The organism is Variovorax sp. LjRoot130 (assembly GCF_964253755.1).
Taxonomy (GTDB): Bacteria; Pseudomonadota; Gammaproteobacteria; order Burkholderiales; family Burkholderiaceae_C; genus Variovorax.
Genome location: NZ_CAXURM020000001.1, coordinates 4,663,595 through 4,688,516 on the forward strand (window position 1 = coordinate 4,663,595; position 24,922 = coordinate 4,688,516).

Here is a 24,922-nt window from a genome sequence, read left to right on the forward strand (position 1 = left end):
CCACCTCGGCCGTGAACGCCATGGCTTCCGTCGCGGCCCCGCCACCCGAGCGTCGAAGCAACCCGCTGCGCCGGCTCGGCGGCTTCGGCCCCTCCGGCCTGCTCGGCCTCGCGGTACTGCTGTTCTGGCTGCTCGCAGCGCTGCTCGGCCCCTGGCTGCTCTCGCACAGCACGGCGGCCATGGGCACCTCGAACGTCTTCGCGCCGATCAGCGCGAAGCACTGGCTCGGCACCGACTACCTGGGCCGCGACATGCTGGCACTCATCATCGAGGGGGCGCGCTACACGATCGGCGTCGCGCTGTTTGCCACGCTGCTGGCCAGCGGCACCGGCACCACGCTGGCGCTGCTGGCCGCCGCCAGCGGCCGCTGGATCGACGCGGTGCTCAGCCGCGGCCTGGACACGCTGACCGCGATCCCGAGCAAGATGTTCGCGCTCATCATGGTGGCGGGCTTCGGCTCCTCGGTGCCGATGCTGGTCGTCACGGCGGGCATCATCTACGTGCCGGGCGCCTACCGCATGGCGCGCTCGCTGGCCGTCAACATCAATGCGCTCGACTACGTGACCGTGGCGCGCACGCGCGGCGAAGGCACGCTCTACATCATGCTGCGCGAGATCCTGCCCAACATCGTCGGACCGATGCTGGCCGACCTGGGCCTGCGCTTCGTCTACGTCGTGCTGCTGCTGGCGAGCCTGAGCTTCCTCGGCCTGGGCATCCAGCCGCCGGCGGCCGACTGGGGCTCGCTGGTGCGCGAGAACATCGGCGCGCTGGCCATGGGCGGCGCCTCGGTGATCGTGCCGGCACTGGCCATCGCGAGCCTGACCATCGCGGTCAACCTCGTCATCGACAACCTGCCGGGGCGCACCGCCCGCGAAAGAGGAGCACGCTGATGGGCGCACCACTCACCGTCCAGGGCTTGAGCATCTGCGCCGGCGCGAACACGCTGGTCGACAGCCTGAGCTTCTCCGTGCAGCCCGGCGAGGTGCTGGCGCTGATCGGCGAGTCGGGCTCCGGCAAGACCACCACCGCGCTGGCGCTGATGGGCTATGCGCGCCACGGCTGCCGCATCTCGGCCGGCCGCGTGCAGATCGGCGACACCGACGTGCTGGCGCTCGATGCGGCGCAGCAGCGCGCGCTGCGCGGCCGCACCGTCTCCTACATCGCGCAGAGCGCGGCCGCCTCCTTCAATCCCTCGCGCACGATCATGGACCAGGTGGTCGAGCCGACCGTCATCCACGGCCTGTGCAAGCGGGCCGAGGCCGAGGCGAAGGCGGTGCAGCTCTTCCGCGAGCTGGCGCTGCCCGATCCGGAAACCATCGGCGCGCGCTACCCGCACCAGGTCTCCGGCGGCCAGCTGCAGCGGCTGATGGCCGCGATGGCGCTGATCGGCGACCCCGAGCTCGTGATCCTCGACGAGCCGACCACCGCGCTCGACGTGACCACGCAGATCGAGGTGCTGCGCGCCTTCCGCCGCGTGGTGCGCGAGCGCCGCGCCACCGCGGTGTACGTGAGCCACGATCTCGCTGTGGTGGCGCAGATGGCGGACCACATCCTGGTGCTGCGCAACGGCCACATGCGCGAGCTGAATGCGACCGGAGCCATCCTCACGGCGCCGGCCGACGAGTACACGAAGTGCCTGCTGGCCGCGGCGCGGCCGGCAACGCGCGAATCGGGCAAGGCGGCGAACGACGACCCCGAGCTGCTGCTCCATGTGCAGCAGCTCTCGGCCGGCTACGGCCCGGTGGATGCGCAGGGGCGTCCGGCCATGCCGATCCTGCAGGACATCGACCTCAAGCTCCACCGCGGCCAGGCGATCGGCGTGATCGGCGAGTCGGGCTCGGGCAAAACCACGCTGGCGCGGGCCGTCGCCGGCCTCTTGAAGCCCAGCCATGGCAGCGTGCTGTTCCGCGGCCGCGAGCTCAAGCCGACGCTGCAGCAGCGCGACCGCGACGAGCTGCGCCGCATCCAGATCGTGTTCCAGATGGCCGACACGGCGCTCAACCCGTCGCAGACCATCGAGCGCATCCTGGCGCGCCCGCTCGAGTTCTACAAGGGCATGCGCGGCGAGCCGCTGAAACGCCGCATCCGCGAACTGCTGGAGCTCGTGCAGCTGCCGCACTCGGTGGCCGGCCGCCTGCCGGGCGGCCTCTCGGGCGGGCAGAAGCAGCGCGTCAACCTCGCACGCGCGCTCGCGGCCGAGCCGGACCTGATCCTGTGCGACGAGGTGACCTCCGCGCTCGACACGGTGGTCGCCGCGGCGGTGCTCGACCTGATGGCGGAGCTCAGGCGCGAGCTCGGCGTGTCCTACCTGTTCATCAGCCACGACCTGCACACGGTGCGCGCGGTGTGCGACGAGATCGTCGTGATGCAGCACGGCCGCAAGCTCGCGCAGGTGGCGCGCTGCGACTACGAGCGCGGGCCGCACCACCCCTACTACGAACTGCTGGCCCGTTCGGTGCCCGAGCTGCGCCAGGGCTGGCTGGACGACATGGACCGCAAGACGGCCCTCGCAACATGAAAGAGACAGACATGACACCCACATTCCGCATCGCACTGATCGCCGGCGACGGCATCGGCAAGGAAGTGATGCCCGAAGGCCTGCGCGTGGTGCAGGCCGCGGCGGAGCGCTTCGGCTTCGAGCTCGACTGCCGCACCATCGACTGGGCCAGCTGCGACTACTACGCCGCGCACGGCCAGATGATGCCGGACGACTGGAAGGAGCAACTGAAGGGCGTCGACGCGCTGTACTTCGGCGCCGTCGGCTGGCCCGCCACCGTGCCGGACCACGTCTCGCTGTGGGGGTCGCTTCTGAAGTTCCGCCGCGAATTCGACCAGTACATCAACCTGCGCCCGGTGCGCCTGTTCGAAGGCGTGCCCTGCCCGCTGGCCGGCCGCAAGCCCGGCGACATCGACTACCTCGTGGTGCGCGAGAACACCGAGGGCGAATACACCTCGCTCGGCGGCGTGATGTACGAGGGCACCGAGCGCGAGATCGTGATCCAGGAATCGGTCTTCTCGCGCCACGGCACCGACCGCGTGCTGAGGTACGCCTACGAGCTCGCCCAGGCGCGCAAGAGAAAGCACCTGACGGTGGCCACCAAGAGCAACGGCATCGCGATCAGCATGCCCTGGTGGGACGGCCGCGCCGACGCGATCGGCCGCGACTACCCCGAGGTGACGGTCGACAAGCAGCACATCGACATCCTGTCCGCGCGCTTCGTGCTGCAGCCCACGCGCTTCGACGTGGTGGTGGCGAGCAACCTGTTCGGCGACATCCTCTCCGACCTCGGCCCCGCGACCACCGGCACCATCGGCCTCGCGCCTTCGGCCAACCTCAACCCGGACCGCAGGTTCCCGTCGCTGTTCGAGCCGGTGCACGGCTCGGCGCCCGACATCTACGGCCAGAACATCGCCAACCCGATCGCGATGATCTGGTCGGGGGCGCTGATGCTGGACTTCCTCACCCAAGGCCAGGGCGCGGGCCGCGCCGCCCACGATGCGATCCTCGGCGCCATCGAGGCGGTGCTGCGCGAGGGCCCGCGCACGCGCGACCTCGGCGGCACGGCATCCACCACCGAGCTCGGCATGGCGATCGCCGAGCGTGTTTCAGCTTCCTGATCATGACCATGACACTGACCCTCGAACGCCAGGACCTGATGCCCGGCACCCACCTCATCGGCGCCGAATGGCGCGCGGCGAGCGATGGACGCCGCCTCGACGTGACGGACCCCGCCACCGATGCCGTCTTCGCCAGCGTGCCCGACGGCACCGCCGCCGACGCGCGCGCCGCGGTCGATGCCGCGCATGCCGCCTTCCCCGCCTGGCGCGCGGTGCCGGCGAAGCAGCGCGCCCAGATCCTCAAGCGCTGGAACGACCTCATGCTGGCGCACCAGGAAGACCTGGGCCGCCTGGTCTCGCGCGAACAGGGCAAGCCGCTGGCCGAGGGGCGCGGCGAAGTGGCGTATGCGGCCAGCTATGTCGAATGGTTCGCCGAGGAGGCCACGCGCGCCAACGGCGATGTGATCCCCGCGCCGGTGACGGGCCGCCGCATGCTCGCGCTGAAGGAGCCAGTCGGCGTGGTCGCCGCGATCACGCCGTGGAACTTTCCGGCCGCGATGATCGCCCGCAAGATCGCCCCCGCGCTCGCGGCCGGCTGCACCGTGGTGTGCAAGCCCGCCGAGGACACGCCGCTCACCTCGCTCGCGCTCGTCAAGCTGGCCGAGGAGGCCGGCGTGCCGGCGGGCGTGCTCAACATCGTCACCGCCTCGCGCGAACGCACGCCCGAGGTGGTGGACGTGTGGCTGGCCGATGCGCGCGTGCGCAAGATCAGCTTCACCGGCTCCACGCCGGTGGGCAAGCATCTCGCGCGCGCCTCGGCCGACACGCTGAAGAAGCTGTCGCTCGAGCTCGGCGGCAATGCGCCCTTCATCGTCTTCGAAGACGCCGACATCGATGCCGCCGTCGAAGGCCTGATGGCGGCCAAGTTCCGCAACGGCGGCCAGACCTGCGTCTGCCCGAACCGCGTGTTCGTGCAAGCCAAGGTGCATGACGCCTTCGTCGACAAGCTGGCCGCACGGGTCGGCGCACTCAAGGTCGGCCCGGCCACCGAGCCCGATTCGCAGATCGGCCCGATGATCAACGCGCGTGCGGTCGAGAAGATCGAGCGCCATGTGCGCGATGCCGTCGAGAAGGGCGCGCGCGTCGTCGTCGGCGGCAAGCGGCTGCGCTCGGCGCGCTGCGACGGCCCCAACTATTTCGCCCCCACCGTGCTGGTGAACGCCGACGCATCCATGGAATGCAGCTGCGAAGAGACCTTCGGACCGGTGGTGCCGGTCACGCGCTTCGACAGCGAAGCCGAGGTGATCGCCGCCGCCAACGACACGCCCTTCGGGCTCGCGGCCTACTTCTACTCGACCGACGTGCGCCGCATCTGGCGCGTGGCCGAGGCGCTGGAATCAGGCATCGTCGGCATCAACGAAGGCGCCCTGGCGGCAGAGGCCGCGCCCTTCGGCGGCGTGAAGGAGTCCGGCTACGGCCGCGAGGGCTCGGTGCACGGGCTGGACGACTACATGCACATCAAGTACCTGTGCCAGGGGCAGCTCTAGCGAAAGACCTTTCTGCACGTAGTCCGATGCAGGCCGCGCGAACCGGAAAGGCCGGAAGCGCGGAATATCCTCGTTCATCATGGACGTGCGTGAAAGCTTCACCCACGCGGTGGGCCATACACCGCTCATCAGGTTGCGCAAGGCCTCCGAGCTGACCGGCTGCGAGATCCTCGGCAAGGCCGAGTTCATGAATCCCGGCGGATCGGTGAAGGATCGCGCGGCGCTCTATATCGTGCTCGATGCCGAGGCGCGCGGCGACCTGCAGCCGGGCGGCGTGATCGTCGAGGGCACGGCCGGCAACACCGGCATCGGCCTCGCGCTGGTGGGCAACGCGCGCGGCTACCGCACGGTGATCGTGATCCCGCAGACACAGAGCCAGGAAAAGAAGGATGCGCTTCGCCTGTACGGCGCCGAGCTGCGCGAGGTGCCCGCGGTGCCCTACAGCGATCCGAACAACTACGTGCACGTGGCCGAACGCCTCGCCGCCGAGCTCGCGCGCAGCGAGCCCCGTGGCGTGCTCTATGCGAACCAGTGGGACAACCTGTCCAACCGCGACGGCCACTTCCGCTCGACCGGCCCCGAGATCTGGCAGCAGACGGACGGCCGTATCGACGGCTTCATCTGCTCCATCGGCACCGGCGGCACGCTGGCCGGCGTCGGCCAGTACCTGAAGGAACGCAAGCCGGGTGTGGTGATCGCCGCCGCCGATCCGATGGGCGCGGCGATGTACCACTACATCAAGCACGGCGAATTGCGCAGCACCGGCAGCTCGATCACCGAAGGCATCGGCCAGAACCGCATCACGGGCAACCTGGAAGGCACCTCGTTCGACGACGCCTACCAGATCGAGGACCAGGAGGCGCTGCCCGTGCTGTTCGACCTGCTGCGCGAGGAAGGCCTGTGCCTGGGCGGTTCCAGCGGCATCAACGTGGCCGGCGCGATCCGCCTGGCACGCGAGCTCGGGCCGGGGCACACGATCGTGACGATCCTGGCCGACTCCGGTTCGCGCTACCAGTCGAAGCTGTACAACCCGGCCTTCCTGCGCGAGAAGAATCTTCCGGTTCCGGCCTGGCTTGCGTGAGCCGGGGCCTATCGCGGCGCGAGCACCAGCTTGCCCAGCGACTCGCCGGCATCGAGCATGCGATGCACTTTTTGAACCTCGCCCATCGGGAACACGCGAGTCGGCGGAGCCCGCACCGCCCCCTGGCTCATGAGCCCGATGGCCTTGTCCATCAGCGCGCGCCGCTGCTGCCGGTCGGCGTCGAAGGTGTGGATGGAGAAGGTCCTGACCGCCAGGCTCTTGCTCAACAGCGAGCGCAGTTCCATGAACACATCGCGCGCCGGCGGCCCGCCCGCGATGTTGTAGGAGATCGCGGTGCCCAGCGGCGCCAGCGAGCGGATGCAGGCGATCAGCAGCTCGCCGCCCACGTGGTCGAAAGCCAAGTCCACGCCACGCCCCTCGGTCCGCTCGAAGACGCGATCGGGCAGCCCTGCCGGATCGCCGTCGACGATGGCGCTGGCGCCGTGCGCCAGCGCATGCGCCCGCTTCTCGGGCGTGGAGGCGGTGCCGATCACGGTCATGCCGTGGTGCGCCGCGAGTTGAACGAGCGCGGTGGCCACGCCGCCGGCCGCGCCCGGCACGAGGATCGAGCGCACCGGCAGGCCGCCGTTGCAGGCCAATAGCATCGCCTGCGCCAGTTGCACATTGCCGAGGCTGACCGCGTCCTGGAACGCGATGCTGTCCGGCAGGACGAAAGGCGCTTCCTCGGGCACGCAGATGAACTCCGCATAGCAGCCGCCGCGCTGCGGCAGCTCGCGCGAACTGACCAGCACGCGCTGGCCGACCTGCAGCGTCGTCACGCCGGGGCCCAGCGCCTCGACGGTACCGGCCATCTCGTTGCCGGGAATGGCCGGCAGCGGCGGCATCCACTTGTAGGTGCCGTTGCGGATCAGCACGTCGGGTCCGCCGGCGCCGATCGCCTCGGCGCGGACTCTCACCTCGCCGGGCTTGCACACCGGCATCGGCAGCTCGACCAGTTCCAGCGCCTCCGGACCGCCGGGGTTTCTGACTTGCACGGCGCGCATGAGGCTTTGCATCTCAGCGTTGGCCGTCGTGCACGGTCACGGTTTCCTTGCTCAGGCCGCCCAGCCGGGCATGCACCCGGCCACCCGTGCCCATCACCAGCGCGAACAGGATCTCGTTGGGCCGCGGCGCATCCTGGATGCCGACTTCCATGCTGTTGTAGTGGCTGCGCACATAGGCCGCGTGGATGTAGTGCAGCGGCACCATCAGCCGGTAGCCGGTGGCGGCCACCGCCTTGGCCGAGGGCACGATCGCCTTCGGCTCGCCCAGCACCGAGCGCATGGCCCAGCCACCCGCCTCATGCCACACGGCGCCATGCTCCAGCTCGCCGTTGACACCCACGATGGCGGCCTTGCTGTAGACCTCCACCTTGTCGCGGCCCAGCACCTCGACCAGCTCCGTCGCCAGCGAAGTCCCCAGCGTGCGGAGCTCGGCCATGAAGGGCATCAGGTCGGGCTCATAGCGCCCGGCGTAGGGGTTGCGGATCACCGCGCAGGCCGCGGCCAGTTTCAGCGGCTCGTCGACCGGCGGGCCGCCCTCGTGATGGATGGTCTCGATGGTGAGACTGCGCTTGCGGATTTCGATCAGGGACATACGAACCTCACTGCTTGGGAATCTGTGCTTCGTTGACGACGGCGGTCCATTTCTTGAGTTCGGAACTCACCATCGCCGTCATTTCTTCCGGCGTGCTTGCGCGCGCCTCGCCGCCCATGTCTTCCAGGCGCGCGCGAACGCCCGGGACCTGCAGCGCCTTGAGGGTCTCGGCGCGCAGGCGCTCGACCACCGGGCGCGGCGTGCCGGCGGGCGCCATGAAGCCGGCCCACGAGCGCACGTCGTAGCCGGCGACGCCCTGCTCCGCCGCCGTGGGCAGCTCCGGCATCGCGGCCCAGCGCTGCGCACCGGTGGTCGCCAGCGCCCTCAGCTTGCCGGCTTTGATATTGGCCATCACGGCCGTCGGCGGCGCGACGATGAGCGGCACTTCACCGCCGAGCAGCGCGGTCACCGAGGCGGCGTCGCCGCGGTAGGGCACGTGCAGCAGCTCGACCTTCGCGCTCTTGACCAGCAGCTCCCCCGCCAGGTGGTGCGTCGAGCCGATGCCGGCAGAGCCGTACGACAGGCTGCGCGCGTCGGCACGCGCGGCGGCGAGCAGCTCCGTGAGGCTGCGATACGGCGAATCGGCGCGCACCACCAGCAGGAAGGGAAAGTAGGTGATGGTGGAGATCATCTGGAAATCGGACACGGTCTGGTAGCCCAGCTTGCCGTAGAGTGCCCCCGCCACCGCATGTCCGCCGGTGGCCAGCAGCAGCGTGTAGCCATCGGGCTTGGCGCGCGCGACGGTGGCCGCCGCGATGGTGCCGCCGGCCCCTGTCTGCGCGTCCACGACGAAGGGCTGGCCCAGGCCCTTGCTCATCTCCGTGCTGACCACGCGGGCGATGGTGTCGGCATTGCCGCCGGCTGCGAAGCCCTGGACGATCTTGATCGGCCGATCCGGGAAGTCCTGCGAGTGAACCGTGAAAGGTGCCGCGCAGGCCAAGGCAAGGCCCGCGCCGACCAGCTGTCTGCGCCGCATGGGTGTGTCTCCGTCTTGTTGTGGGGTCGCTGCCGTGCTTGGCGGTAGCAGTGGTCGGACGCCGCGCGTCAGTCTTGGTCGACGATCGGGTTGCGCAGCACGCCGATGCCCTCGATCTCGACCTCGCAGACGTCGCCGGCCTTCATGAAGCGCGGCGGCTTCTTGCTCCAGCCGACGCCGGCCGGCGTGCCGGTCGCGATCACGTCGCCGGGCGTGAGGGTGAAGATCGTCGAGGCGTAGTTGATCAGCCTCGGGATGCTGAAGATCATGTGCCCCGTGTGGCTGGACTGCACCACCTCGCCGTTGAGCCGCGTCTCGAGCTTGAGCTGGCGGCCGGGCTCGATCTCGTCCGCGGTCACCATCCAGGGGCCGAAGCCGCCGGTGGATTCGAAGTTCTTGCCCGAGGCGATCTGCTTGGCGTGGAACTGCCATTCGCGAACGCTGCCGTCGTTGTAGCAGGCATAGCCGGCCACATGGTCGAAGGCGTCCGCTTCGGCGATGTCGCGCCCACCCTTGCCGATGATGACCGCGAGCTCGCCTTCCCAATCGAGCGACTCCGACACCCGCGGCCGCACGATGGGCTCGTTGTGCGCGCACTGCGATCGCCACACGCGCAGGAAGATGGGCGGCTGCTCGGAGAGTTCGCGCTGCATGCCCGCGGCCAGCACCTCTTGGTGATGGTCCATGTAGTTGCGCACGGCGCAGATGATCTTCTCGGAGCGCGGGATCACCGGCAGGAAGCGGATGTCGGCCAGCTTCGCGGCCGGGGCCAGGCCCTCGACATGCTGCGAGGCCTGCGTGTATTCGCCCGAGGCGATGTAGTCGGCGAGGCTCGCATGCTGCGGCATCGCCCGGCCCAGGTCGACGACGCTGTCGCCGACGACGGCGCCCCAGGTTTCGCGGCCTTGCAGAACAAAGGACAAAAGCTTCATAGGAACTCCAAGAAGAAGAGAGGAAAAAAAGAGAGGTGGAACGGCGCGCTCAGGCCGCGGCCGGCGCCTTCGCCTGGAACTGCGCCTGCCATTGCGCCAGCGGCATGAAGCTGGGGTCGCGGCGGCAGATCGCTTCGGTCTCGCTCATCAGCGTCTCGTCGTCCTTGGACAGGTCCAGCGGATCGCCATGCGGCTGCGAGACGTAGAACGGCGTGTCGATGTAGATCTCGACCGTGTTGCCTTCGGGATCGAGCATGTACACCGACAGCGCATTGCCGTGGTTGAGGCCGCGGATCTGGGTCGCGCCCCGCGCTTCGGCACGCGCAGAGATGTCGCGCAGATGCTGGATGCTCGGCACCACGAAGGAGATCTGCATCACGGTGCTGAAGGTCGCTTCCGCGGGGCGGCCGGAGGCGAGCACCAGCTGGTGGTGCTGGTCGGGGCTGGCACTGGTGAAGACCAGCTCGTTCTTGAACGTCCTGCCTACGCCGCGATCCGTGATCGTGAGCTCGAAGGTCTCGGTATAGAAGGCCACCATCCGTTCCAGGTCGGTAACGAAGATGCCGAAATGCGAGGGCGTGGGCCGGCTGACCTTGAGCATCCTAGGCCTCGGCTTCCGCCGCCTTCAGGGCGGCCTGCACGTTGCGTTGCGTGCTGAGGATGTGTTCCTCCAGCATCGCGCAGGCGGTGTCGGCGTCGCGCCGCAGGGTCGCGTCCATGATCTTGCGGTGCTCGTTCGACTTGCGGCGCGCCGTCTTGCGAAAGCGCGCGGAGAAGCGCCTGTAGCGCTCGGCCTGGTCGAACAGGCTGGCGCTCCAGCTGAGCTGGCGCTCCGAGGGGCAGGCGGCGACCAGCGCGAGATGGAAGGCGCGGTGCAGCTCGCTCCATGCGTCGTCGAGCACCACCGGGCCATCGCCGAGGCGCGACTCCACCTTCTCCAGGCGGTGGAAGGCGGCCAGGATGCTGGCTTCCCACGCATCGTCGCCGTGCGCGATCGCTTCGCGCAGCGCCGGCACGTCCAGCATCACGCGCATGCGGGTGATGTCGGCCAGGTCCTCGGCGGATATCGCCGCGACGCGGAAGCCCCGGCGCTCGTCGGCGCGCACCAGGCCCTCCTGCGCGAGGCGGCTGAGCGCTTCGCGCAAGGGGCTGCTCGAGAAGCCGTAGACGGTCTGCAGCTCGTCGAGCTTGAGCTTGGCGCCCGCGGCGAAGGTTCCCGTAAGCACGTCCTGGCGCAAGCGCCCGAAGGCCTGTTCGACGAGGGTGGGGGTGTAGTCCATGGATTCGTTTTTGTGCATGGCGGCGATGTTATGCATAGATCACTCCTTGCGCCGCGTGCCGATCAGCACGAAGAGCATCGTCGCCGGCCGGTCGCCGGGATTGCGCCACGCATGCCGGTTGCCGTGCTGCACGACCACGTCGTGCCGGCGCAGCGGCACCTGCACGCCGTCGTCGAGTTCCAGCGTGATCTCGCCTTCCAGCACCACGTCGTAGTCGATGCTGTCGGTGGTGTGCATGCCGGGATGCTCGGGCTCGAAGGTTTCGGCCAGGCCCGGCACGCGCGCCGCGAACTCGGCGCCGAAGGCCGCCGCATCGAAGTCCGCGCGCATCATGACCGCGTCGGGCGGAAAGGTGACGAACATCAGCCGCGTCCCGCCCTCCGCAGGAACGAAGCCGACCTGCGGACTGCGATCGGCGGCAACGCCCAGGCCCACCGTGTCGCCCGCCTCGGTGGACCACAGCAGTGCCGCCGCAAAGCCTGGAACCGAATCGAACTCGAAGCTGCGCGGCGCCGCCGCGTCCGAGAACAGCTGGGACTTGCCGCCGGCGCCGGTGCCGGCCACTACGCGTCTGATCTTCATGGTGCGCCGCCGTTCAGGGGTTGATGACGAAGTTGCTGAAGCCGCCGTTGCGCGTCGCGATGCCCGAGATCGCCTCGTTGATGCGGTCCAGCGGATAGCAGACATGCTCGAACACCGAGAGGTCGAGCGTTCCGGCTTCGGCCATGTCGGCCATGTCCTGGCCTTCGCCGGCCGTGAACCAGGCCGAACCCTCGATGCTCTGCTGCTCGTCCATCATGGTGTGCAGGTCCATGCCCACCATGCCCGCGATGGCACCGATGTTGAAGGCGCGACCGCCCCGCTTGAGCGCGCGAATGCCCTGCTGCAGGGTCTCGTGTGGCGCGCCCGGGCCCAGCGCGTCGATGAAGGTGTCCACGCCCAGGCCGTCGGTGCGCGCCTTGGCCCACGTGTCGATGGCCTCGCCGTCGGCGTTCGAGAAGACCTCGATGCGGTCCGGCGCCAGCGCCTTCACGCGCTCGAGCAGTTCCTTGTTGCGGCCGGTGCCGAGGATGCGCGTGGCGCCCATCGCCAGGCCGAACAGCGCGCCGCCGATGCCCAGCGTGCCGCTGATGCCGTTGATCAGCACGCTGCGGCCGGGCCCCACCTTCGCCTTGCGCATCGCCGAGTACATGGTGCCCAGGTAGCCGAAGCGCGCGGCCTGGTTGAAGCTCACGTTGTCGGGCAGCTTCACCAGCGCGTACTGGGGCGCGATCATGTACTCGCACAGGCCGCCATAGGGATAGTTCTTGTAGAGCTTGAGCGAGTTCTGCGAAAAGCCGAAGTAGCCGCTGAAGGCGTAGTGCGTGCAGTTGATCAGGTCGCCGTTGCGGCAGGCGCGGCAGCCGCCGCAGTACAGGCTCGGGTTCACGTACACGCGGTCGCCCGGCTTCCAGGTATGGACGTGGGAGCCGACGGCCGTCACCTCGCCGGCAGGATCCAGCCCGAACACGGCGGGCAGCGGCGGCAGCGGCAGCTCGGGGAACCAGGTGGTCCAGTTCGCCAGGATGTTGCCCAAGTTCGGCACGATGCCGCAGGCATGCACCCTCACCTGCACGTCGTTGGCGGCGGGCTGTGGAATGGGCAGTTGCTCGATCTCCATCGGTGCGCCGACCTTGTGAAGTCGGGCGGCTTTCATCATCGACATTGGCGTCTCCTTGTTGAATGCACAAATCTGGTTTTGTGCATTTTTCTGCGTCGCGATGACGAATGCCATCCGGGAGAACCCTCGGTGCATAATATCTATTTTTATGCACAATTTTGTCTTCCTGCATTTGGAGACAACGAGTGAATCAATCCTTCGGCGAGCCCGTCGATGTCGCCGTCATCGGCTTCGGCCCGGTCGGCGCATCGCTGGCCGCGCTGCTCGGCCGGCGTGGCCGGCGCGTGGCCGTCTTCGACAAGTCCGATCAGATCTATCCGCTGCCGCGCGCCTTCGCGCTGGACCACGAGGCGCTGCGCACCTTCCAGGAGATCGGCATCGCGGGCGCGCTGGCGCCCCACATGACGCCCTATCGCCCCACGATTTATCAGGGCGCGGATGGCAAGCCGATCCAGCATTTCGACATGGGCCCCTCGCCCTACCCCTTGGCCTGGGCGCCTTCGTACACCTTCAACCAGCCGGCGCTCGAAGCCTCCTTGCGCCGCGCCGTGGGCGAGATGCCGTCGGTGTCGGTCCACCTGGGCCATGAAGTCACGTCGGTGCAGGAAGAAGGCGGGTACGCGATGCTGTCCGCGCGGGCGCCGGACGGCACGCCGGCACAGCTGCGGGCGCGCTACGTGGTCGCCTGCGACGGCGGCACCAGCCCCATGCGCAAGCAGCTCGGCCTCGGCCTGAAGAGCCTGGAGTTCGACGAGCCCTGGATCGTGGTCGACATGCACGTCAACGAGGACACGCTCGATCGCCTGCCGGCCACCAACATCCAGTACTGCGACCCGGCTCGCCCCTGCACCTACGTGGTGGGGCCGGGCACGCACCGGCGCTGGGAATTCCTGCTGCTGCCGCACGAGGCGGGGCAGCGCGAGATGCCGCACGACGCGATCTGGACCCTGCTCTCGCCCTGGCTCGCGCCGCACGAGGCGCGCATCTGGCGGGCCGCGACCTACCGCTTCCACGCGGTCGTCCTCGAGCAGTGGCGGCAGGGACGCGTGCTGCTGGCCGGCGACGCGGCGCACCAGATGCCGCCCTTCCTGGCGCAGGGCATGTGCCAAGGCCTGCGCGACGCCGTCAACCTGGCGTGGAAGCTCGACTGGGTGCTGCAGGGCGATGCGCCTGACACGCTGCTGGACAGCTACGGCACGGAGCGCGGCCCGCAGGTCGAGGAAACCACCCGGACGGTCAAGCGCCTGGGCCAGATCATCTGCGAGCGCGACGCCGAACGCGCCGCCCAGCGCGATCGCGGCCTGCGCGAGCAGCAAGGCGGCCAGGTCAGGATGCAGTTGCGCCAGAGCCTTCTGCCCGGCGTGCGCCACGGCCTGATCGACGGCGAACACGGCGCCGCAGGCACGCCTTTCCCTCAGGCGGTGGGACGGCTCGGCCCGCAGGGCGCCGCGCAGATGATGGACGACCTGCTGCCCCGCGGCTTCCTGCTGTTCCTGCGCGATGCGCCTTCCCACGAACAGTTCGACCGCCTGGCCGCCGGTCTCCGGGCCCTGCATGCGAAAGCGGTCTGCCTGTGCGATGCCGACGATGTCGAGGGCCTGGTTGGCCTCGCAGAGGCCGATGGCGTCATCGCGCGTTGGTTCGAAACGCAGGACTGCGGCGCGGCGCTCGTGCGCCCGGACCACATCGTCTACGGCGTCGCCGCCGATCTCGACGGCGCGCAGGCGCTGCTCGAACGCGCCCGCATCGCGCTAGCAATCGCTTCGACCGCCACCCACGCCTTGATGCTGGATTGACCATGACCCAGAACCCACTCACGCCCTCCGATACCGCGTCGCTGCTGCTGGATCTCGAAACCCAGCGCTGCGAGGCGATGAAGCGAGCCGACTTCGCACGGCTGCGCGAGATCCTTCATCCTGGACTCACGCACGTCCACGCCAAGGGCCAGACCGACAGCTACGAAAGCTATTTCCGCGCCGGCGGCACGCACGTCGACTACCGGCAGATCGACCGGTCGGAGCTCAAGGTCCAGGTGCTGGGCAGCACCGCCCTGATGACGGGCCGCCAACTGCTGGTCGCTGTGCGCAAGGATGGCAGCGGTACCGTGCGCATCGACTCGCGCGTGATGCAGGTCTGGGTCCAGGAGGACGGCCAGTGGCGGCAGCTGGCATTCCAGACCACGCCGCTCGAGATGAGCATCACACAAGAAACGTGATCGCCGTCGGCCGCCCTATCGCGCTTCCTTGGGCCGGCTGAGCCAGTCCGCGAAGGTGGTCTTGCCGAGGCGCGGGCTCTTGCCCGGGGTGAGCGATCGATCGTCCAGCGCCGTGCCGAAGTAGAGCGCGGCGGGATCGGTGACCACCTTGCGAGCCTCTCCGGTGGCGCTCAGGAACTGGCCGACGAATTTGTCCAGGCCCAACGGCGCAGGCCCGGCGATCTCGAGCATGCCGTTGATCGGCGCTTCGAGCGCAACCTCCGACAGCGCCTCTGCAACGTCCTCCGCCGCCATGGGCTGCACGAGCGCCGGCGAGAGCCGGACCGTCTCTCCTTCGGCGCTCGTGTGGGCGATGCTTCCGGCGAACTCGAAGAACTGCGTCGCACGCACGATGGTGTAGGGGACAGGCGACGCCTTGATCAGGTTCTCTTGCGCCATCTTGGCGCGGAAGTAGCCGCTTTCAAGCAGCCGTTCGGTGCCCACGACCGACAGCGCAACGTGGTGGCCGACGCCGGCCGCCTCTTCCGCAGCAAGGAGGTTGCGGCCCGAGGTCTCGAAGAAGTTCAGGACCGCGGCGTCCTCGAACGAGGGCGAGTTCGCCACATCCACGACAACTTGCGCGCCTGCCAGGGCCTGGGCCAAGCCCTCTCCGGTCAGGGTATTGACGCCTTCCGAGGGCGAGGCGGCGACTGCCTCGTGGCCTCGCTCGCGCAGCTTTTTCACCAGCTTTGTTCCGATGAGCCCGCTGCCGCCGATGACTGCGATTTTCATGATGAAGTCCTTTCCGTTCATCTTGTCTGTCAACCCACTGGACGGTCGCCCCATGCGGCCGTCCATGTTTATAAGACGTCTCGCAGCGCGGGTTTGTGACACTCGCAGTCGTATGCGTTCTTCATGCGGGCAGATCGTAGGCGCCTCGGCGCCGCGCGCGCAGGCTTAGGGCGCGAGCCGGATATTGGCGTCCTTGATGATCTTGGCGTAGATGGCGGCATCCGTGCGCACGAGCTTCTGGAACTCTTCCGGCTTGCCACCGCCCACCTGCAGGCCCAGCGCCTCGATCTTGGCCGTGACCTCCGGCAGGCGCAGGATGCGGTCGATCTCGTCCGAGAGCTTGTGCACCACCGGCGCCGGCGTCGCGGCCGGCAGGAACACGCCGAACCAGCCGTAGGGATCGAAGGAGTGGTAGCCCAGCTCGGCGAAGGTGGGCACCTCCGGCAGCCCGGGCATGCGCTGCGTGCCGGTCACTGCCAGCGGGCGCATGGATTTGAGGTGCGGCCGGGCGCTGGCGCTGTCGATGAAGGCCGAGGCCAGCTGGCCGCCGACCAGGTTGGTCGCCAGCGGTGCGGCGCCCTGGAAGGGCACGTGCACCAGGTCGATGCCGGCCTGCATGTTCAGGAGCGCACCCTGGATATGCGAGGAGGTGCCGGCGCCGTAGCTGCCGAAGTTGTACTTGCCGGGGCTGGCCTTCACCATCGCGATGAAGTCCTTCAGGTTCTTGGCGGGCGAGTCCAGCGGCACGGCCAGCATGCTCGGGCTGCGCGCGATCATGGTGACGGGCGCCAGGTCCTTCAGCGGATCGTAGGGGAGCTTCTCCATCAGCATCGGCTGCTGGATCAGCGCGGTGATGGCGATGAGCAGGGTGTGGCCGTCGGCCGGCGCCTTGGCGACAAAAGCGTTGCCGATGGTGCCGCCGGCGCCGGGCCGGTTCTCCACCAGCGTGGGCTGTCCCCATGCTTCCTGCAGCTTCTGCCCGATGGTGCGCGCCAGCGTGTCGGTGGCGCCGCCGGCGGGGTACGGCACGATCAGCTTCAGCGGCTGGCTCGGATAGGCCGTTTGCGCCACGGCCGGCGCGGCCAGCAGCGCGGCCAGGCCGGCGGCAATGCAGAGTCTTCGCATCTTCGATGTCTTCATGGTCTTGTCTCCTCGGGTGGGTGGGGAAAAACTCAACGCATCGCTTCGCGCACCAGGTTGCGGGCGATGACGATCTGCTGGATCTGCGTCGTGCCTTCGTACAGGCGGAACAGGCGCACATCGCGGTAGAAGCGCTCGATGCCGTAGTCGGCGATGTAGCCGGCGCCGCCGAAGATCTGCACCGCGCGGTCCGCGACGCGGCCGCACATCTCGGAGGCGAACAGCTTGCAGCAGGAGGCCTCGGTCGAGACGTTGCGGCCCTCGTCGCGCCGGCGCGCCGCATCGATCACCATGCAGCGCGCGGCGTAAATCTCGGCCTGGCTGTCGGCCAGCATCGCCTGCACCAACTGGAACTCGGCAATGGGCTGGCCGAACTGCTTGCGCTCGATGGCGTAGTTCAGCGCGTCGCGCAGCATGCGCTCGGCCACGCCGACGCAGATGGCGGCGATGTGGATGCGGCCCTTCTCCAGCACCTTCATCGCGGTCTTGAAGCCCTGGCCTTCGCGGCCGCCGATCAGCTGCCCGGCAGGCACCTTGCAGTTCTCGAAGATGACGTCGGCCGTGTGGGCGCCGCGCTGGCCCATCTTGCGGTCCTTGCGGCCGATGCTGATGCCCGGTGTGTTCGCCTCCACGATGAAGGCCGAGACGCCGCCCGCGCCCTTGTCTTGCGGATCGGTGCGCGCCATCAGCGTGAAGATGCCGGCATGCGGCGCGTTGGTGATGAAGCGCTTGGTGCCGTTGACGATGTAGTGGTCGCCCTCGCGGATGGCCGTGGTGCGCAGCGAGGCCGCGTCGGAGCCGGCATCGGGCTCGGTCAGCGCGAAGGAGGCGATCAGCTCGCCGGTCGCGAGCAGCGGCAGGTACTTCTTCTTCTGCGCCTCGGTGCCGTCCAACAGAATGCCCTGCGAGCCGATGCCCACCGTGGTGCCGAAGAGCGAACGGAAGCAGGGCGAGGTCTGGCCCATGGCCAGCATCACCATCACCTCCTCTTCCATCGTCACGCCGAGGCCGCCGAACTCCTCGGGCACGGTCAGGCCGAACAGGCCGAGCGCCTTCATCTCGCGCACGATGTCGTCGGGGATCTCGTCGGTCTCGGCCACCTGCGCTTCGGCCGGCACCAGCCGTTCGCGCACGAAGCGCTCGACGGCGTCGAGCAGGGCTTGCAGGGTTTGCGGGTCGCGAATCATGGTCGGTTCCTCAGAGCGCTTCGGCCGTGCCGAGAACGGCGGTGGCCTGGCTGGACAACATGCCGCCGTTGCCATGGGCGATGGCGGTGTGCGCGTTCTTCACCTGGCGCTCGCCGCATTCGCCGCGCAGCTGCCGCACGGCTTCGATCAGCGCGAAGATGCCGTACATGCCGGGGTGCACGCAGGACAGGCCGCCGCCGTTGGTGTTGACCGGCAGGCGGCCGCCCGGCGCGATGGCGCCGCCGGCAACGAAGCGGCCGCCCTCGCCCTTGGGACAGAAGCCCAGGTCTTCCAGGAACAGCAGCGTGTTGATGGTGAAGGCGTCGTAGAGCTGCACGACGTCGATGTTCTTGGGCGCGAGCCCCGCCATCGCGAAGGCCTCGCGGCCCGACTGGCTGGCCGCGGTGACGGTGAGATCCGCCATCGAGGAGATCTGCCGGTTCCACACCGCGGTCGCATTGCCCAGCACGTAGACCGGCTTCTTCGACAGGTCGCGCGCGCGCTCGGCGCTCACCAGCACGCAGGCGCCGCCGCCGTCGGTGACCAGGCAGCAGTCGCGCACGGTCAGCGGATCCGACACCATGCGGGCGCCCAGCACCTCCTCGCGCGTGAGCGGCTCGCGCATGAAGGCCTCGGGGTTGAGCCGGGCCCACGCACGCGCCGCCACGGCCACGTCGGCGAGCTGCTCGCGCGTGGTGCCGAACTCGTGCATGTGGCGCGAGGCGGCCAGCGCATAGGCCGACACCGGCAGCATCGGCTCGTAGGGATGCTCGTAGGGCTGCGGGTCGAGGAAGCGGCGTGCCGCCACGATCTCGCGCCGGCCGAAGGCGGCGCTGCGCTGGGCGCTGCCATAGCAGATGAGCACTGCGCTGCACTGGCCGGAGCGGATCGCCTGCATCGCAGGCAGCAGGTGCGCGATGAAGCTGCTGCCGCCCAGCATGGTGCCGTCGATGTAGCGCGGGTTGAGGCCGAGGTATTCGACCACCGGCAGGGCCCACATCGCGGCCGACGCGCTCGCGGTGCACAGGCCGTCGATATCGCTCATTGCGAGACCCGCATCCGCCACGGCCGCGCGTGCCGAGCGCGCCAGCAGTTCCATGTCGGTGAAGCCGGGCGTCTCGCCGCAGCCGAAGGTGGCGACGCCGGCGATCGCGGCGCTGCCGCGCAGGGCTTTGAGTCCGACGCTCATGCAGCGGCTCCTTCGACGACGTCGAACAGCACCAGCCCGCGGCCGTCCTTCACCTGCACCCGCGCCCTGACGCGCTGGCCGATGCGCACCGCTTCGGGCGCAAGGTTGTCCACGCGGCTCATGAGCCGCACGCCTTCGTCGAGATCGATCAGGCTGACGTTGAGGTCGCCTCCATCCGCGGGTTTGCGCCGCACGGTGGTGACGGCATGCACGGTGCCGAGGCCGCTGGGCATCTTCCATTCCAGCGCCGCGCTGCCGCAGTGCGGGCAGCTCGCGCGCGGGTAGTACACATGGCGGCTGCACTCGCTGCAGCGCTGCACGAGGAAGCGGCCGGCGTCCAGTTCGCCCTGGTGGAAGGCCTGCACGCTGCCGGCGCCTTCTTCGATGGTCGGTGTCGTCATGCGCGTCCTCAGATCGGGTCCCAGCTGAACACGTCGGCCGAACGCTCCAGCTCGTAGAAGCTCGCCTTCAGCGCCGGCAACGCCTGGCTGGCCACCGTCTGCGGGGTCCAGCCCTCGCTGCGGTGCACCGAGCGCACCGGCCGCGGCTGGCTCATGAGGAAGATCTCGTTGTTGCGAACGGCGAAGATCTGGCCGTTGACATCCTTGGCGGCGTCGCTGGCCAGGCAGACGGCCAGCGGCGCGATCTTGGCGGGCGTCATCTGCTTCAGGCGATCGACGCGCGCCTGCTCCTCGGGCGTCTCGGTCGGGATGGAGCCGATCATCCGGCTCCAGGCAAAGGGCGAGATGCAGTTGGAGCGCACATGGAACTTCTGCATGTCGAGCGCGATGGACTTCGACAGCGCGGCAATGCCGAGCTTCGCCGCGCTGTAGTTGGCCTGGCCGAAGTTGCCGACCAACCCGGAGGTGGAGGTCATGTGCACGTAGCAGCCGCTCTCCTGCTCCTTGAAGTGCGTGGCCGCAGCCCGGCTCACATAGAAGCTGCCGTACAGGTGCACCTTGATGACCGCATCCCACTCTTCCGCGCTCATCTTGTGGAAGAAGCGGTCGCGCAGGATGCCGGCGTTGTTGACGACAACATCGATGCGGCCGAAGGCCTCCACCGCCGTGCCGACGATGCGTGCCGCGGCGGCCGGCTCCGACACGCTGTCGGTGTTGGCCACCGCCTGGCCGCCGAAGGCCCTGATCTCGTTGACCACGGCTTGCGCCGGGCCCGCGTCCTGGCCCTCGCCGCCCACCGAGGCGCCGATGTCGTTGACCACCACCCGGGCGCCTTCGCGTGCCATGGCCAGCGCGATGTCGCGGCCGATGCCGCCGCCGGCACCGGTGACCACGACGACCTTGTTCTCCACCATCCTGTTCATGCGTTTCACTCCTTGTCCGTGCGCGCCGGCCACTGGAAGGCCGGCGGCTCCTTGTCGAAAAACCGCTGCAGGGCCTTACGATGCAGCGTGGTCTGGAAGCACAGCGCCTGGCCGTCGGCCTCGGCCTCGAAGGCGGCTTCCATGGCGCCCGCGTCGAGCGCGATGCGCTTGACCAGGCCCACGGCCAGCGGCGAGGCGCCGGCAAAGCTGTCCGCCAGGGCCAGCGCCCGCGGCAGCAGCGCGGCCTGCTCGTGCTGCTCCATGGCGATGCCGAGCGCCAGCGCCTCCCGCGCGTCCACCTCCCTGGCCGAGAGGAACAGCTCGCGGGCGCGCTGCGCGCCGACGATGCGCGGCAGCGTGTAGGTGGCGCCGCAGTCCGGGATGACCCCGACCCGCATGAAGACCATGCAGAAGCGGGCACGCGGCGTCACCAGCACGAAGTCCGCCGCCAGCGCCAGGCTGAAGCCGGCACCGTAGGCCGCACCGTCCACCGCGGCGATGACGGGGCGGTCCAGGGACAGCAGCTCGCGGAAGATCGCGTGCGCGCCGTGCATGCGGGCTCGCAAGCCGTCGCTTTCGAGCGCGCCGGCGGCGGCGATGCCGCGCAGGTCGCCGCCCGCGCAGAAGGCGCCGTTGGCGCCGGTGATCACCACGGCGCGGATGCCGCTGTCCGCCTTGACCCGCGCGATGGCGGCCGCCAGGCCCTCCTTCAGGTCGGGGGTGAGCGAGTTGCGGGTGGCGGCGTCGTCGAGGGTCACCACGGCCGTGGTGCCGCGGCGTTCGTAGCGAACGGGGTTGTCGCTCATTCGGATTCCTTCCTTGCCGCGGCGCGATGCTGCTGCTGCAGCTCGCGCCAGAGGATCTTGCCGGTGCCCGACTTGGGCAAGGCGTCCACGAATTCCACGAGACGGGGCGCCTTGTAGACCGCCATGCGGCCGCGTGCCCAATCGACGATGTCCTGCTCGGTCACCTCGCCGCGGAAGGCGGGCTTGAGCGAGACGATCGCCTTCACTGCCTCGCCCTGCCTGGCGTCGGGCACGCCGATGATGCAGGCCTCGTGGATCGCCGGGTGCTCGTACATCATGTTCTCCACCTCGGCCGGCCAGACCTTGTAGCCCGAGGTGTTGATCATCCGTTTGAGGCGGTCGCGCATGAAGAAGTAGCCTTCCTCGTCCATGTAGGCCAGGTCGCCGGTACGGAAGAAGCGCTTGCCCTCCAGCTCGAAGAAGGCTTCGCGGTCGGCCTGCGGGTTGCGCCAGTAGCCGACGGTGTTCTGCGGCGCGTGGGTGACCAGCTCGCCCAGCTCGCCCTGCGGAAGTTCCTTCAGCGTCTCCGGGTCCACGATGCGGGTGTCCACCCCCTGCGCCGGGATGCCCAGGCACTGGCGCTTGCCGCGCGCGAGCGGGTTGGCCTGCAGGAAGGAGGCCGTCTCGGTCAGGCCGTAGCCCTCGTTGTAGGTGATGCCGTGGCGCTGCTGCATCATCGTCGCCACCGCTTCCGGCATCGCCGCAGCGCCGCCGGAGAGCAGGGTCAGGCTGGAGATGTCGCGCTGCGCCACCTCGGGATTCGAGAAGAAGTCCAGGATCATCGCCGGCGGGGCCGTCCACGCGCTGACGCGGTGGCGCTCGATCAGCCGGGCGGCCAGGGCCGGATTCCAGCGTGGGAGCATCACCGAGGTGCCGCCCAGGAAGATCGGCATGTTCATGCCGTTCTGCAGGCCGAGCATGTGGAACAGCGGTGCGACCGCGAGCACCACCGTCTCGCAATGCAGGCCCTTCCAGACGTGCGAGGCGGCCAGCGAGGCGATCACCGTTCGGTGGGTGTGCATGCAGCCCTTGGGATGGCCGGTGGTGCCCGAGGTGTAGGGAAGGATGGCGAGGTCCGCGGGGCGCACACCCGGGTCGGCGCCATCGCCGGCGGCGGGCACGCAAGCCCAGCCTTCGCAATCCGGGCGCGAGATCGGACGCAGCGGAGCAAGCACCCAGTCCGGGATCTCGTCGGGGGTGTCCCCCACGGCCTCGGCGTACGCGTGCACGACAATCCGGTCGAACAAGCCCGGCTCGAAGTGCTCCAGCAGCTCCTGCGCCACGAACGCGATGCGCGCGCCGCTGTTCTCGGCGTAGTAGCGGACCTCCCGGGCCTTGCTCATGGGATTCACGGGCACCACGACGCCGCCCGCGCGCAGGATTGCGTAGCAGGCGACCACGAACTGCGGGCAGTTCTGGCTGGCCACCAGCACGCGGTCGCCGCGCTGCAGCTTGAGCGTGTCGCGCAGCCACGCTGCCATCGCAGCCACGCGCTGCTGGAGCTCGGCATAGCGGATGACGCTGCCGCAGTAGACGATCGCGGCCTTCTCCGGATACCGCCGCGCCGCGACCTCGAGGTACTCCGGCAGCGTCGCCTGCGGCACGACCAGCTCGCGCGCGACGCCCTTCGGCCAGAAGCGGAAGTGCGGACCTTCGCCCTGGGCCATCATTGCTTCTCCATGGCCCGGGCGATGATCTCCTTCATCACCTCGTTGGCGCCGCCATAGATGCGGCCGACGCGCACGTCGGCATAGAGCCGCGCGATAGCGTATTCGTTCATGAAGCCGTAGCCGCCGTGCAGCTGCAGGCATTCGTCGACGATGCGGCAGCAGGCGTCGGTGGTCCACCACTTGGCCATCGCTGCGGTCGGCACGTCCAAGTCGTTGCGCATCAAGCGGGCGATGCAGTCGTCGACGAAGGCGCGCGCCACCTGCGCCTGCGTCTCGCACTCGGCCAGCGTGAAGCGGGTGTTCTGCATCTTCAGCAGTGGTTCGCCGAACACCTGGCGGTCGCGCACGTATTCCAGCGTCTCGCCGATCGCGCGCTGCATGCTCGCCACCGCACCGACGGCGATCAGCATGCGCTCGCGCGGCAGCTGCGCCATCAGCTGCGGGAAGCCGCGGCCCTCCTCGGCGCCGAGCAGATTCTCGGCGGGCACGCGCACGTCGTCGAAGAAGAGCTCGGTGGTGTCCAGCGTCTTCTGGCCCATCTTGTCCAAGAGCGGCCCGCGGCGAAAGCCCGCCGTGCCTTCGGTCTCCACCATCAGCAGCGAGATGCCCTTGGCGCCACCCGCGGCATCCGTCTTCGCTGCGACGCAGACGAGGCCGGCATGCATGCCGTTGGTGATGAAGGTCTTGCTGCCGCTGATGCGCCAATGGTCGCCATCGCGCCGCGCCTGCGTCTTGATGCGCTGCAGGTCGGTGCCCGCGCCGGGCTCGGTCATCGCGATGGCGGCCACCAGTTCGCCGCTGGCCATGCGCGGCAGCCAGCGGCGCTTCTGTTCCTCGGTGCCGTAGGCCAGCAGGTAGTGGGCGACGATGCCGCTGTGCACGTTGTTGCTGAAGCTCTGCGCCATGGCGCGCATCTGCTCCTCGCAGATCACCGCCTCGTGCAGGAAGCTGCCACCGCCGCCGCCGTATTCCTCCGGGATGCTGGCGCACAGCAGCCCGGCGGCACCGGCCTTGGTCCAGATGTCGCGGTCGGCGTGGTGCTGCGCGCGCCAGCGTGTTTCGTTGGGAACGCATTCACGCTCGAAGAAGCGGCGCGCGCTGTCGCGCAGCATCTCCAGCTCCTCTGTCATCCACGGCCGGGTGGGGTTCATCACGGCCGGCCGCCTCCGCAAACCAGCACCTGCCCGCTGAGGTAGTTGGACTCCGGGATGCAGAACAGGTAGACCGCGCCGGCCGCTTCCTGCGGCGTGCCGCCGCGGCCCAGCGGGATCATGGCTTCCGCGTTCTTCAGGATCTGCGGATTGACGCCGACCTTGATCTGCCGGCCCTCGATGTCGATGCTGGCGCCGGCGCTGGCATCCGCTTCGGTCAGGCGGGTCTTGATCAGGCCGAAGGCGACGCTGTTGACGTTGACCTTGTAGCGGCCCCATTCCTTGGCCATGGCCTTGGTCAGGCCGTTGATGCCGGCCTTGGCGGCCGCGTAGTTGGCCTGTCCAGCGTTGCCGTAGACGCCGGAGGTGGAGGAAATGTTGACCACCTTGCGGAACACTTCGCGGCCTTCGTCGGCCTCGCGCTTGGCGGCATCGCGGATGAAGTTGGAGGCCGCGCGCAGGATGCGGAAGGGCGCGGTCAGGTGCACGGCGAGCATGGCTTCCCACTGCTCGTCGGTCATCTTCTGCACCACGTTGTCCCAGGTGTAGCCGGCGTTGTTGACGATGATGTCCAGGCCGCCGTAGCTGTCGACGGCGGTGCGCACGAAGCGGTCGGCAAAGCCGCTGTCCGTCACGCTGCCGGCGCAGGCGATTGCGCTGCCGCCCGCGGCCACGATGTCGGCGACGGTCTGCGCGGCCGGTTCGGCGTCGAGGTCGTTGATGACGACGCTGGCCCCTTCGCTCGCCAGCTTGAGCGCGATCTCGCGTCCGATGCCACGGCCGGAGCCGGAGACGATGGCGACTTTGCCTTCGAGTTTGCGGTTCATGTGTTGTCTCCT

At 69.0% G+C, this 24,922-nt stretch carries 25 protein-coding genes; 7 read left to right on the plus strand and 18 right to left on the minus strand.

Features of this window, described 5'->3' with window-relative positions:
* The first annotated feature begins 20 nt into the window (after positions 1 to 20).
* From ACSQ86_RS23280 to ACSQ86_RS23300, 5 genes are all read left to right on the plus strand, one after another.
* Positions 21 to 890 (plus strand): ABC transporter permease, encoded by an 870-nt coding sequence (locus tag ACSQ86_RS23280; RefSeq protein ID WP_436306342.1) that lies wholly within the window; start codon positions 21 to 23, stop codon positions 888 to 890.
* Positions 890 to 2,518: an ABC transporter ATP-binding protein gene (locus ACSQ86_RS23285; protein ID WP_436307370.1), complete on the plus strand. Its 1,629-nt coding sequence runs from the start codon at positions 890 to 892 to the stop codon at positions 2,516 to 2,518. Before ACSQ86_RS23280 ends, ACSQ86_RS23285 begins: the two co-directional genes overlap by 1 nt.
* An 11-nt stretch (positions 2,519 to 2,529) precedes the next feature.
* Positions 2,530 to 3,618 carry a tartrate dehydrogenase gene (locus tag ACSQ86_RS23290; RefSeq protein WP_436309661.1) on the plus strand — a complete coding sequence of 363 codons (1,089 nt, stop codon included), beginning with the start codon at positions 2,530 to 2,532 and terminating at the stop codon, positions 3,616 to 3,618.
* Between the two features lie 8 nt (positions 3,619 to 3,626).
* Entirely contained in the window at positions 3,627 to 5,105 is a 1,479-nt protein-coding gene (locus ACSQ86_RS23295) for an NAD-dependent succinate-semialdehyde dehydrogenase (protein ID WP_436309662.1), read from the plus strand.
* Positions 5,106 to 5,184: 79 nt separating this feature from the next.
* Complete coding sequence (locus ACSQ86_RS23300) at positions 5,185 to 6,186, plus strand: cysteine synthase A (protein WP_436305242.1); 1,002 nt, start codon at positions 5,185 to 5,187, stop codon at positions 6,184 to 6,186.
* Between the two features lie 8 nt (positions 6,187 to 6,194).
* On the opposite strand, the gene ACSQ86_RS23305 is transcribed toward ACSQ86_RS23300, so the two are convergent.
* From ACSQ86_RS23305 to ACSQ86_RS23340, 8 genes are all read right to left on the minus strand, one after another.
* Positions 6,195 to 7,190 carry a zinc-dependent alcohol dehydrogenase family protein gene (locus ACSQ86_RS23305; RefSeq protein WP_436305243.1) on the minus strand — a complete coding sequence of 332 codons (996 nt, stop codon included), beginning with the start codon at positions 7,188 to 7,190 and terminating at the stop codon, positions 6,195 to 6,197.
* Between the two features lie 13 nt (positions 7,191 to 7,203).
* Entirely contained in the window at positions 7,204 to 7,782 is a 579-nt protein-coding gene (locus ACSQ86_RS23310) for an amino acid synthesis family protein (RefSeq protein WP_436293567.1), read from the minus strand.
* A gap of 7 nt (positions 7,783 to 7,789) precedes the next feature.
* Positions 7,790 to 8,758, minus strand: a complete 969-nt coding sequence (locus ACSQ86_RS23315) for a tripartite tricarboxylate transporter substrate binding protein (protein WP_436305244.1) — start codon at positions 8,756 to 8,758, stop codon at positions 7,790 to 7,792.
* A 68-nt stretch (positions 8,759 to 8,826) separates the two neighbouring features.
* Entirely contained in the window at positions 8,827 to 9,690 is an 864-nt protein-coding gene (locus tag ACSQ86_RS23320) for a fumarylacetoacetate hydrolase family protein (RefSeq protein ID WP_436305245.1), read from the minus strand.
* A 49-nt stretch (positions 9,691 to 9,739) separates the two neighbouring features.
* Complete coding sequence (locus ACSQ86_RS23325; RefSeq protein WP_436305246.1) at positions 9,740 to 10,291, minus strand: VOC family protein; 552 nt, start codon at positions 10,289 to 10,291, stop codon at positions 9,740 to 9,742.
* A gap of 1 nt (position 10,292) precedes the next feature.
* Positions 10,293 to 11,006, minus strand: coding sequence for a GntR family transcriptional regulator (locus tag ACSQ86_RS23330; RefSeq protein WP_436305247.1), 714 nt, complete (start codon positions 11,004 to 11,006; stop codon positions 10,293 to 10,295).
* A gap of 3 nt (positions 11,007 to 11,009) precedes the next feature.
* The gene (locus tag ACSQ86_RS23335) at positions 11,010 to 11,552 is read right to left on the minus strand and encodes a cupin domain-containing protein (protein WP_436305248.1); all 543 of its coding nucleotides are present in this window, start codon (positions 11,550 to 11,552) and stop codon (positions 11,010 to 11,012) included.
* Between the two features lie 13 nt (positions 11,553 to 11,565).
* Positions 11,566 to 12,675 (minus strand): alcohol dehydrogenase catalytic domain-containing protein, encoded by a 1,110-nt coding sequence (locus tag ACSQ86_RS23340; RefSeq protein ID WP_436305249.1) that lies wholly within the window; start codon positions 12,673 to 12,675, stop codon positions 11,566 to 11,568.
* Positions 12,676 to 12,815: 140 nt separating this feature from the next.
* Between ACSQ86_RS23340 and ACSQ86_RS23345 the strand changes: the two genes are divergently transcribed.
* Entirely contained in the window at positions 12,816 to 14,426 is a 1,611-nt protein-coding gene (locus ACSQ86_RS23345) for a bifunctional 3-(3-hydroxy-phenyl)propionate/3-hydroxycinnamic acid hydroxylase (RefSeq protein WP_436305250.1), read from the plus strand.
* 2 nt (positions 14,427 to 14,428) lie between these two features.
* On the plus strand, positions 14,429 to 14,845 hold the full coding sequence (locus tag ACSQ86_RS23350; RefSeq protein ID WP_436305251.1) for a nuclear transport factor 2 family protein: 417 nt from the start codon (positions 14,429 to 14,431) through the stop codon (positions 14,843 to 14,845).
* A gap of 15 nt (positions 14,846 to 14,860) precedes the next feature.
* Here the strand turns inward: ACSQ86_RS23350 and ACSQ86_RS23355 are convergent, their stop codons facing one another.
* The 10 genes from ACSQ86_RS23355 to ACSQ86_RS23400 form a co-directional block, all read right to left on the minus strand.
* Positions 14,861 to 15,616: an SDR family oxidoreductase gene (locus tag ACSQ86_RS23355; protein WP_436309663.1), complete on the minus strand. Its 756-nt coding sequence runs from the start codon at positions 15,614 to 15,616 to the stop codon at positions 14,861 to 14,863.
* A gap of 165 nt (positions 15,617 to 15,781) precedes the next feature.
* Positions 15,782 to 16,756: a Bug family tripartite tricarboxylate transporter substrate binding protein gene (locus tag ACSQ86_RS23360; RefSeq protein ID WP_436305253.1), complete on the minus strand. Its 975-nt coding sequence runs from the start codon at positions 16,754 to 16,756 to the stop codon at positions 15,782 to 15,784.
* Positions 16,757 to 16,788: 32 nt separating this feature from the next.
* Positions 16,789 to 17,943 (minus strand): acyl-CoA dehydrogenase family protein, encoded by a 1,155-nt coding sequence (locus ACSQ86_RS23365; protein ID WP_436305255.1) that lies wholly within the window; start codon positions 17,941 to 17,943, stop codon positions 16,789 to 16,791.
* A 10-nt stretch (positions 17,944 to 17,953) separates the two neighbouring features.
* A complete protein-coding gene (locus tag ACSQ86_RS23370; protein ID WP_436305256.1) occupies positions 17,954 to 19,132 on the minus strand; it encodes a thiolase in 1,179 nt (392 codons plus the stop codon).
* The gene (locus tag ACSQ86_RS23375) at positions 19,129 to 19,533 is read right to left on the minus strand and encodes a Zn-ribbon domain-containing OB-fold protein (RefSeq protein WP_436305257.1); all 405 of its coding nucleotides are present in this window, start codon (positions 19,531 to 19,533) and stop codon (positions 19,129 to 19,131) included. Before ACSQ86_RS23375 ends, ACSQ86_RS23370 begins: the two co-directional genes overlap by 4 nt.
* A gap of 8 nt (positions 19,534 to 19,541) precedes the next feature.
* Positions 19,542 to 20,447 (minus strand): SDR family NAD(P)-dependent oxidoreductase, encoded by a 906-nt coding sequence (locus tag ACSQ86_RS23380; protein ID WP_436306343.1) that lies wholly within the window; start codon positions 20,445 to 20,447, stop codon positions 19,542 to 19,544.
* A 14-nt stretch (positions 20,448 to 20,461) separates the two neighbouring features.
* On the minus strand, positions 20,462 to 21,262 hold the full coding sequence (locus tag ACSQ86_RS23385) for an enoyl-CoA hydratase/isomerase family protein (RefSeq protein WP_436305258.1): 801 nt from the start codon (positions 21,260 to 21,262) through the stop codon (positions 20,462 to 20,464).
* The gene (locus tag ACSQ86_RS23390; protein WP_436305259.1) at positions 21,259 to 22,932 is read right to left on the minus strand and encodes a long-chain-fatty-acid--CoA ligase; all 1,674 of its coding nucleotides are present in this window, start codon (positions 22,930 to 22,932) and stop codon (positions 21,259 to 21,261) included. Before ACSQ86_RS23390 ends, ACSQ86_RS23385 begins: the two co-directional genes overlap by 4 nt.
* Positions 22,929 to 24,083 (minus strand): acyl-CoA dehydrogenase family protein, encoded by a 1,155-nt coding sequence (locus ACSQ86_RS23395; RefSeq protein WP_436306344.1) that lies wholly within the window; start codon positions 24,081 to 24,083, stop codon positions 22,929 to 22,931. The genes ACSQ86_RS23390 and ACSQ86_RS23395 overlap by 4 nt, the downstream gene beginning before the upstream one ends.
* A complete protein-coding gene (locus tag ACSQ86_RS23400) occupies positions 24,083 to 24,910 on the minus strand; it encodes an SDR family NAD(P)-dependent oxidoreductase (protein ID WP_436293552.1) in 828 nt (275 codons plus the stop codon). Before ACSQ86_RS23400 ends, ACSQ86_RS23395 begins: the two co-directional genes overlap by 1 nt.
* Between the last annotated feature and the right edge of the window lie 12 nt (positions 24,911 to 24,922).

Excerpts from the sequence above, each read along its gene's own strand:
- ACSQ86_RS23310 (WP_436293567.1), bottom strand. The coding sequence starts at position 7,782 with ATGTCCCTGATCGAAATCCGCAAGCGCAGTCTCACCATCGAGACCATC.
- ACSQ86_RS23295 (WP_436309662.1), top strand. The coding sequence starts at position 3,627 with ATGACACTGACCCTCGAACGCCAGGACCTGATGCCCGGCACCCACCTC.
- ACSQ86_RS23350 (WP_436305251.1), top strand. The coding sequence starts at position 14,429 with ATGACCCAGAACCCACTCACGCCCTCCGATACCGCGTCGCTGCTGCTG.
- ACSQ86_RS23380 (WP_436306343.1), bottom strand. The coding sequence starts at position 20,447 with ATGGTGGAGAACAAGGTCGTCGTGGTCACCGGTGCCGGCGGCGGCATC.
- ACSQ86_RS23365 (WP_436305255.1), bottom strand. The coding sequence starts at position 17,943 with ATGATTCGCGACCCGCAAACCCTGCAAGCCCTGCTCGACGCCGTCGAG.
- ACSQ86_RS23395 (WP_436306344.1), bottom strand. The coding sequence starts at position 24,083 with ATGAACCCCACCCGGCCGTGGATGACAGAGGAGCTGGAGATGCTGCGC.
- ACSQ86_RS23300 (WP_436305242.1), top strand. The coding sequence starts at position 5,185 with ATGGACGTGCGTGAAAGCTTCACCCACGCGGTGGGCCATACACCGCTC.
- ACSQ86_RS23335 (WP_436305248.1), bottom strand. The coding sequence starts at position 11,552 with ATGAAGATCAGACGCGTAGTGGCCGGCACCGGCGCCGGCGGCAAGTCC.
- ACSQ86_RS23280 (WP_436306342.1), top strand. The coding sequence starts at position 21 with ATGGCTTCCGTCGCGGCCCCGCCACCCGAGCGTCGAAGCAACCCGCTG.
- ACSQ86_RS23340 (WP_436305249.1), bottom strand. The coding sequence starts at position 12,675 with ATGTCGATGATGAAAGCCGCCCGACTTCACAAGGTCGGCGCACCGATG.
- ACSQ86_RS23355 (WP_436309663.1), bottom strand. The coding sequence starts at position 15,616 with ATGAAAATCGCAGTCATCGGCGGCAGCGGGCTCATCGGAACAAAGCTG.
- ACSQ86_RS23325 (WP_436305246.1), bottom strand. The coding sequence starts at position 10,291 with ATGCTCAAGGTCAGCCGGCCCACGCCCTCGCATTTCGGCATCTTCGTT.
- ACSQ86_RS23285 (WP_436307370.1), top strand. The coding sequence starts at position 890 with ATGGGCGCACCACTCACCGTCCAGGGCTTGAGCATCTGCGCCGGCGCG.
- ACSQ86_RS23305 (WP_436305243.1), bottom strand. The coding sequence starts at position 7,190 with ATGCGCGCCGTGCAAGTCAGAAACCCCGGCGGTCCGGAGGCGCTGGAA.
- ACSQ86_RS23315 (WP_436305244.1), bottom strand. The coding sequence starts at position 8,758 with ATGCGGCGCAGACAGCTGGTCGGCGCGGGCCTTGCCTTGGCCTGCGCG.
- ACSQ86_RS23290 (WP_436309661.1), top strand. The coding sequence starts at position 2,530 with ATGACACCCACATTCCGCATCGCACTGATCGCCGGCGACGGCATCGGC.
- ACSQ86_RS23360 (WP_436305253.1), bottom strand. The coding sequence starts at position 16,756 with ATGAAGACATCGAAGATGCGAAGACTCTGCATTGCCGCCGGCCTGGCC.
- ACSQ86_RS23385 (WP_436305258.1), bottom strand. The coding sequence starts at position 21,262 with ATGAGCGACAACCCCGTTCGCTACGAACGCCGCGGCACCACGGCCGTG.
- ACSQ86_RS23375 (WP_436305257.1), bottom strand. The coding sequence starts at position 19,533 with ATGACGACACCGACCATCGAAGAAGGCGCCGGCAGCGTGCAGGCCTTC.
- ACSQ86_RS23400 (WP_436293552.1), bottom strand. The coding sequence starts at position 24,910 with ATGAACCGCAAACTCGAAGGCAAAGTCGCCATCGTCTCCGGCTCCGGC.
- ACSQ86_RS23320 (WP_436305245.1), bottom strand. The coding sequence starts at position 9,690 with ATGAAGCTTTTGTCCTTTGTTCTGCAAGGCCGCGAAACCTGGGGCGCC.
- ACSQ86_RS23370 (WP_436305256.1), bottom strand. The coding sequence starts at position 19,132 with ATGAGCGTCGGACTCAAAGCCCTGCGCGGCAGCGCCGCGATCGCCGGC.
- ACSQ86_RS23390 (WP_436305259.1), bottom strand. The coding sequence starts at position 22,932 with ATGATGGCCCAGGGCGAAGGTCCGCACTTCCGCTTCTGGCCGAAGGGC.
- ACSQ86_RS23330 (WP_436305247.1), bottom strand. The coding sequence starts at position 11,006 with ATGCATAACATCGCCGCCATGCACAAAAACGAATCCATGGACTACACC.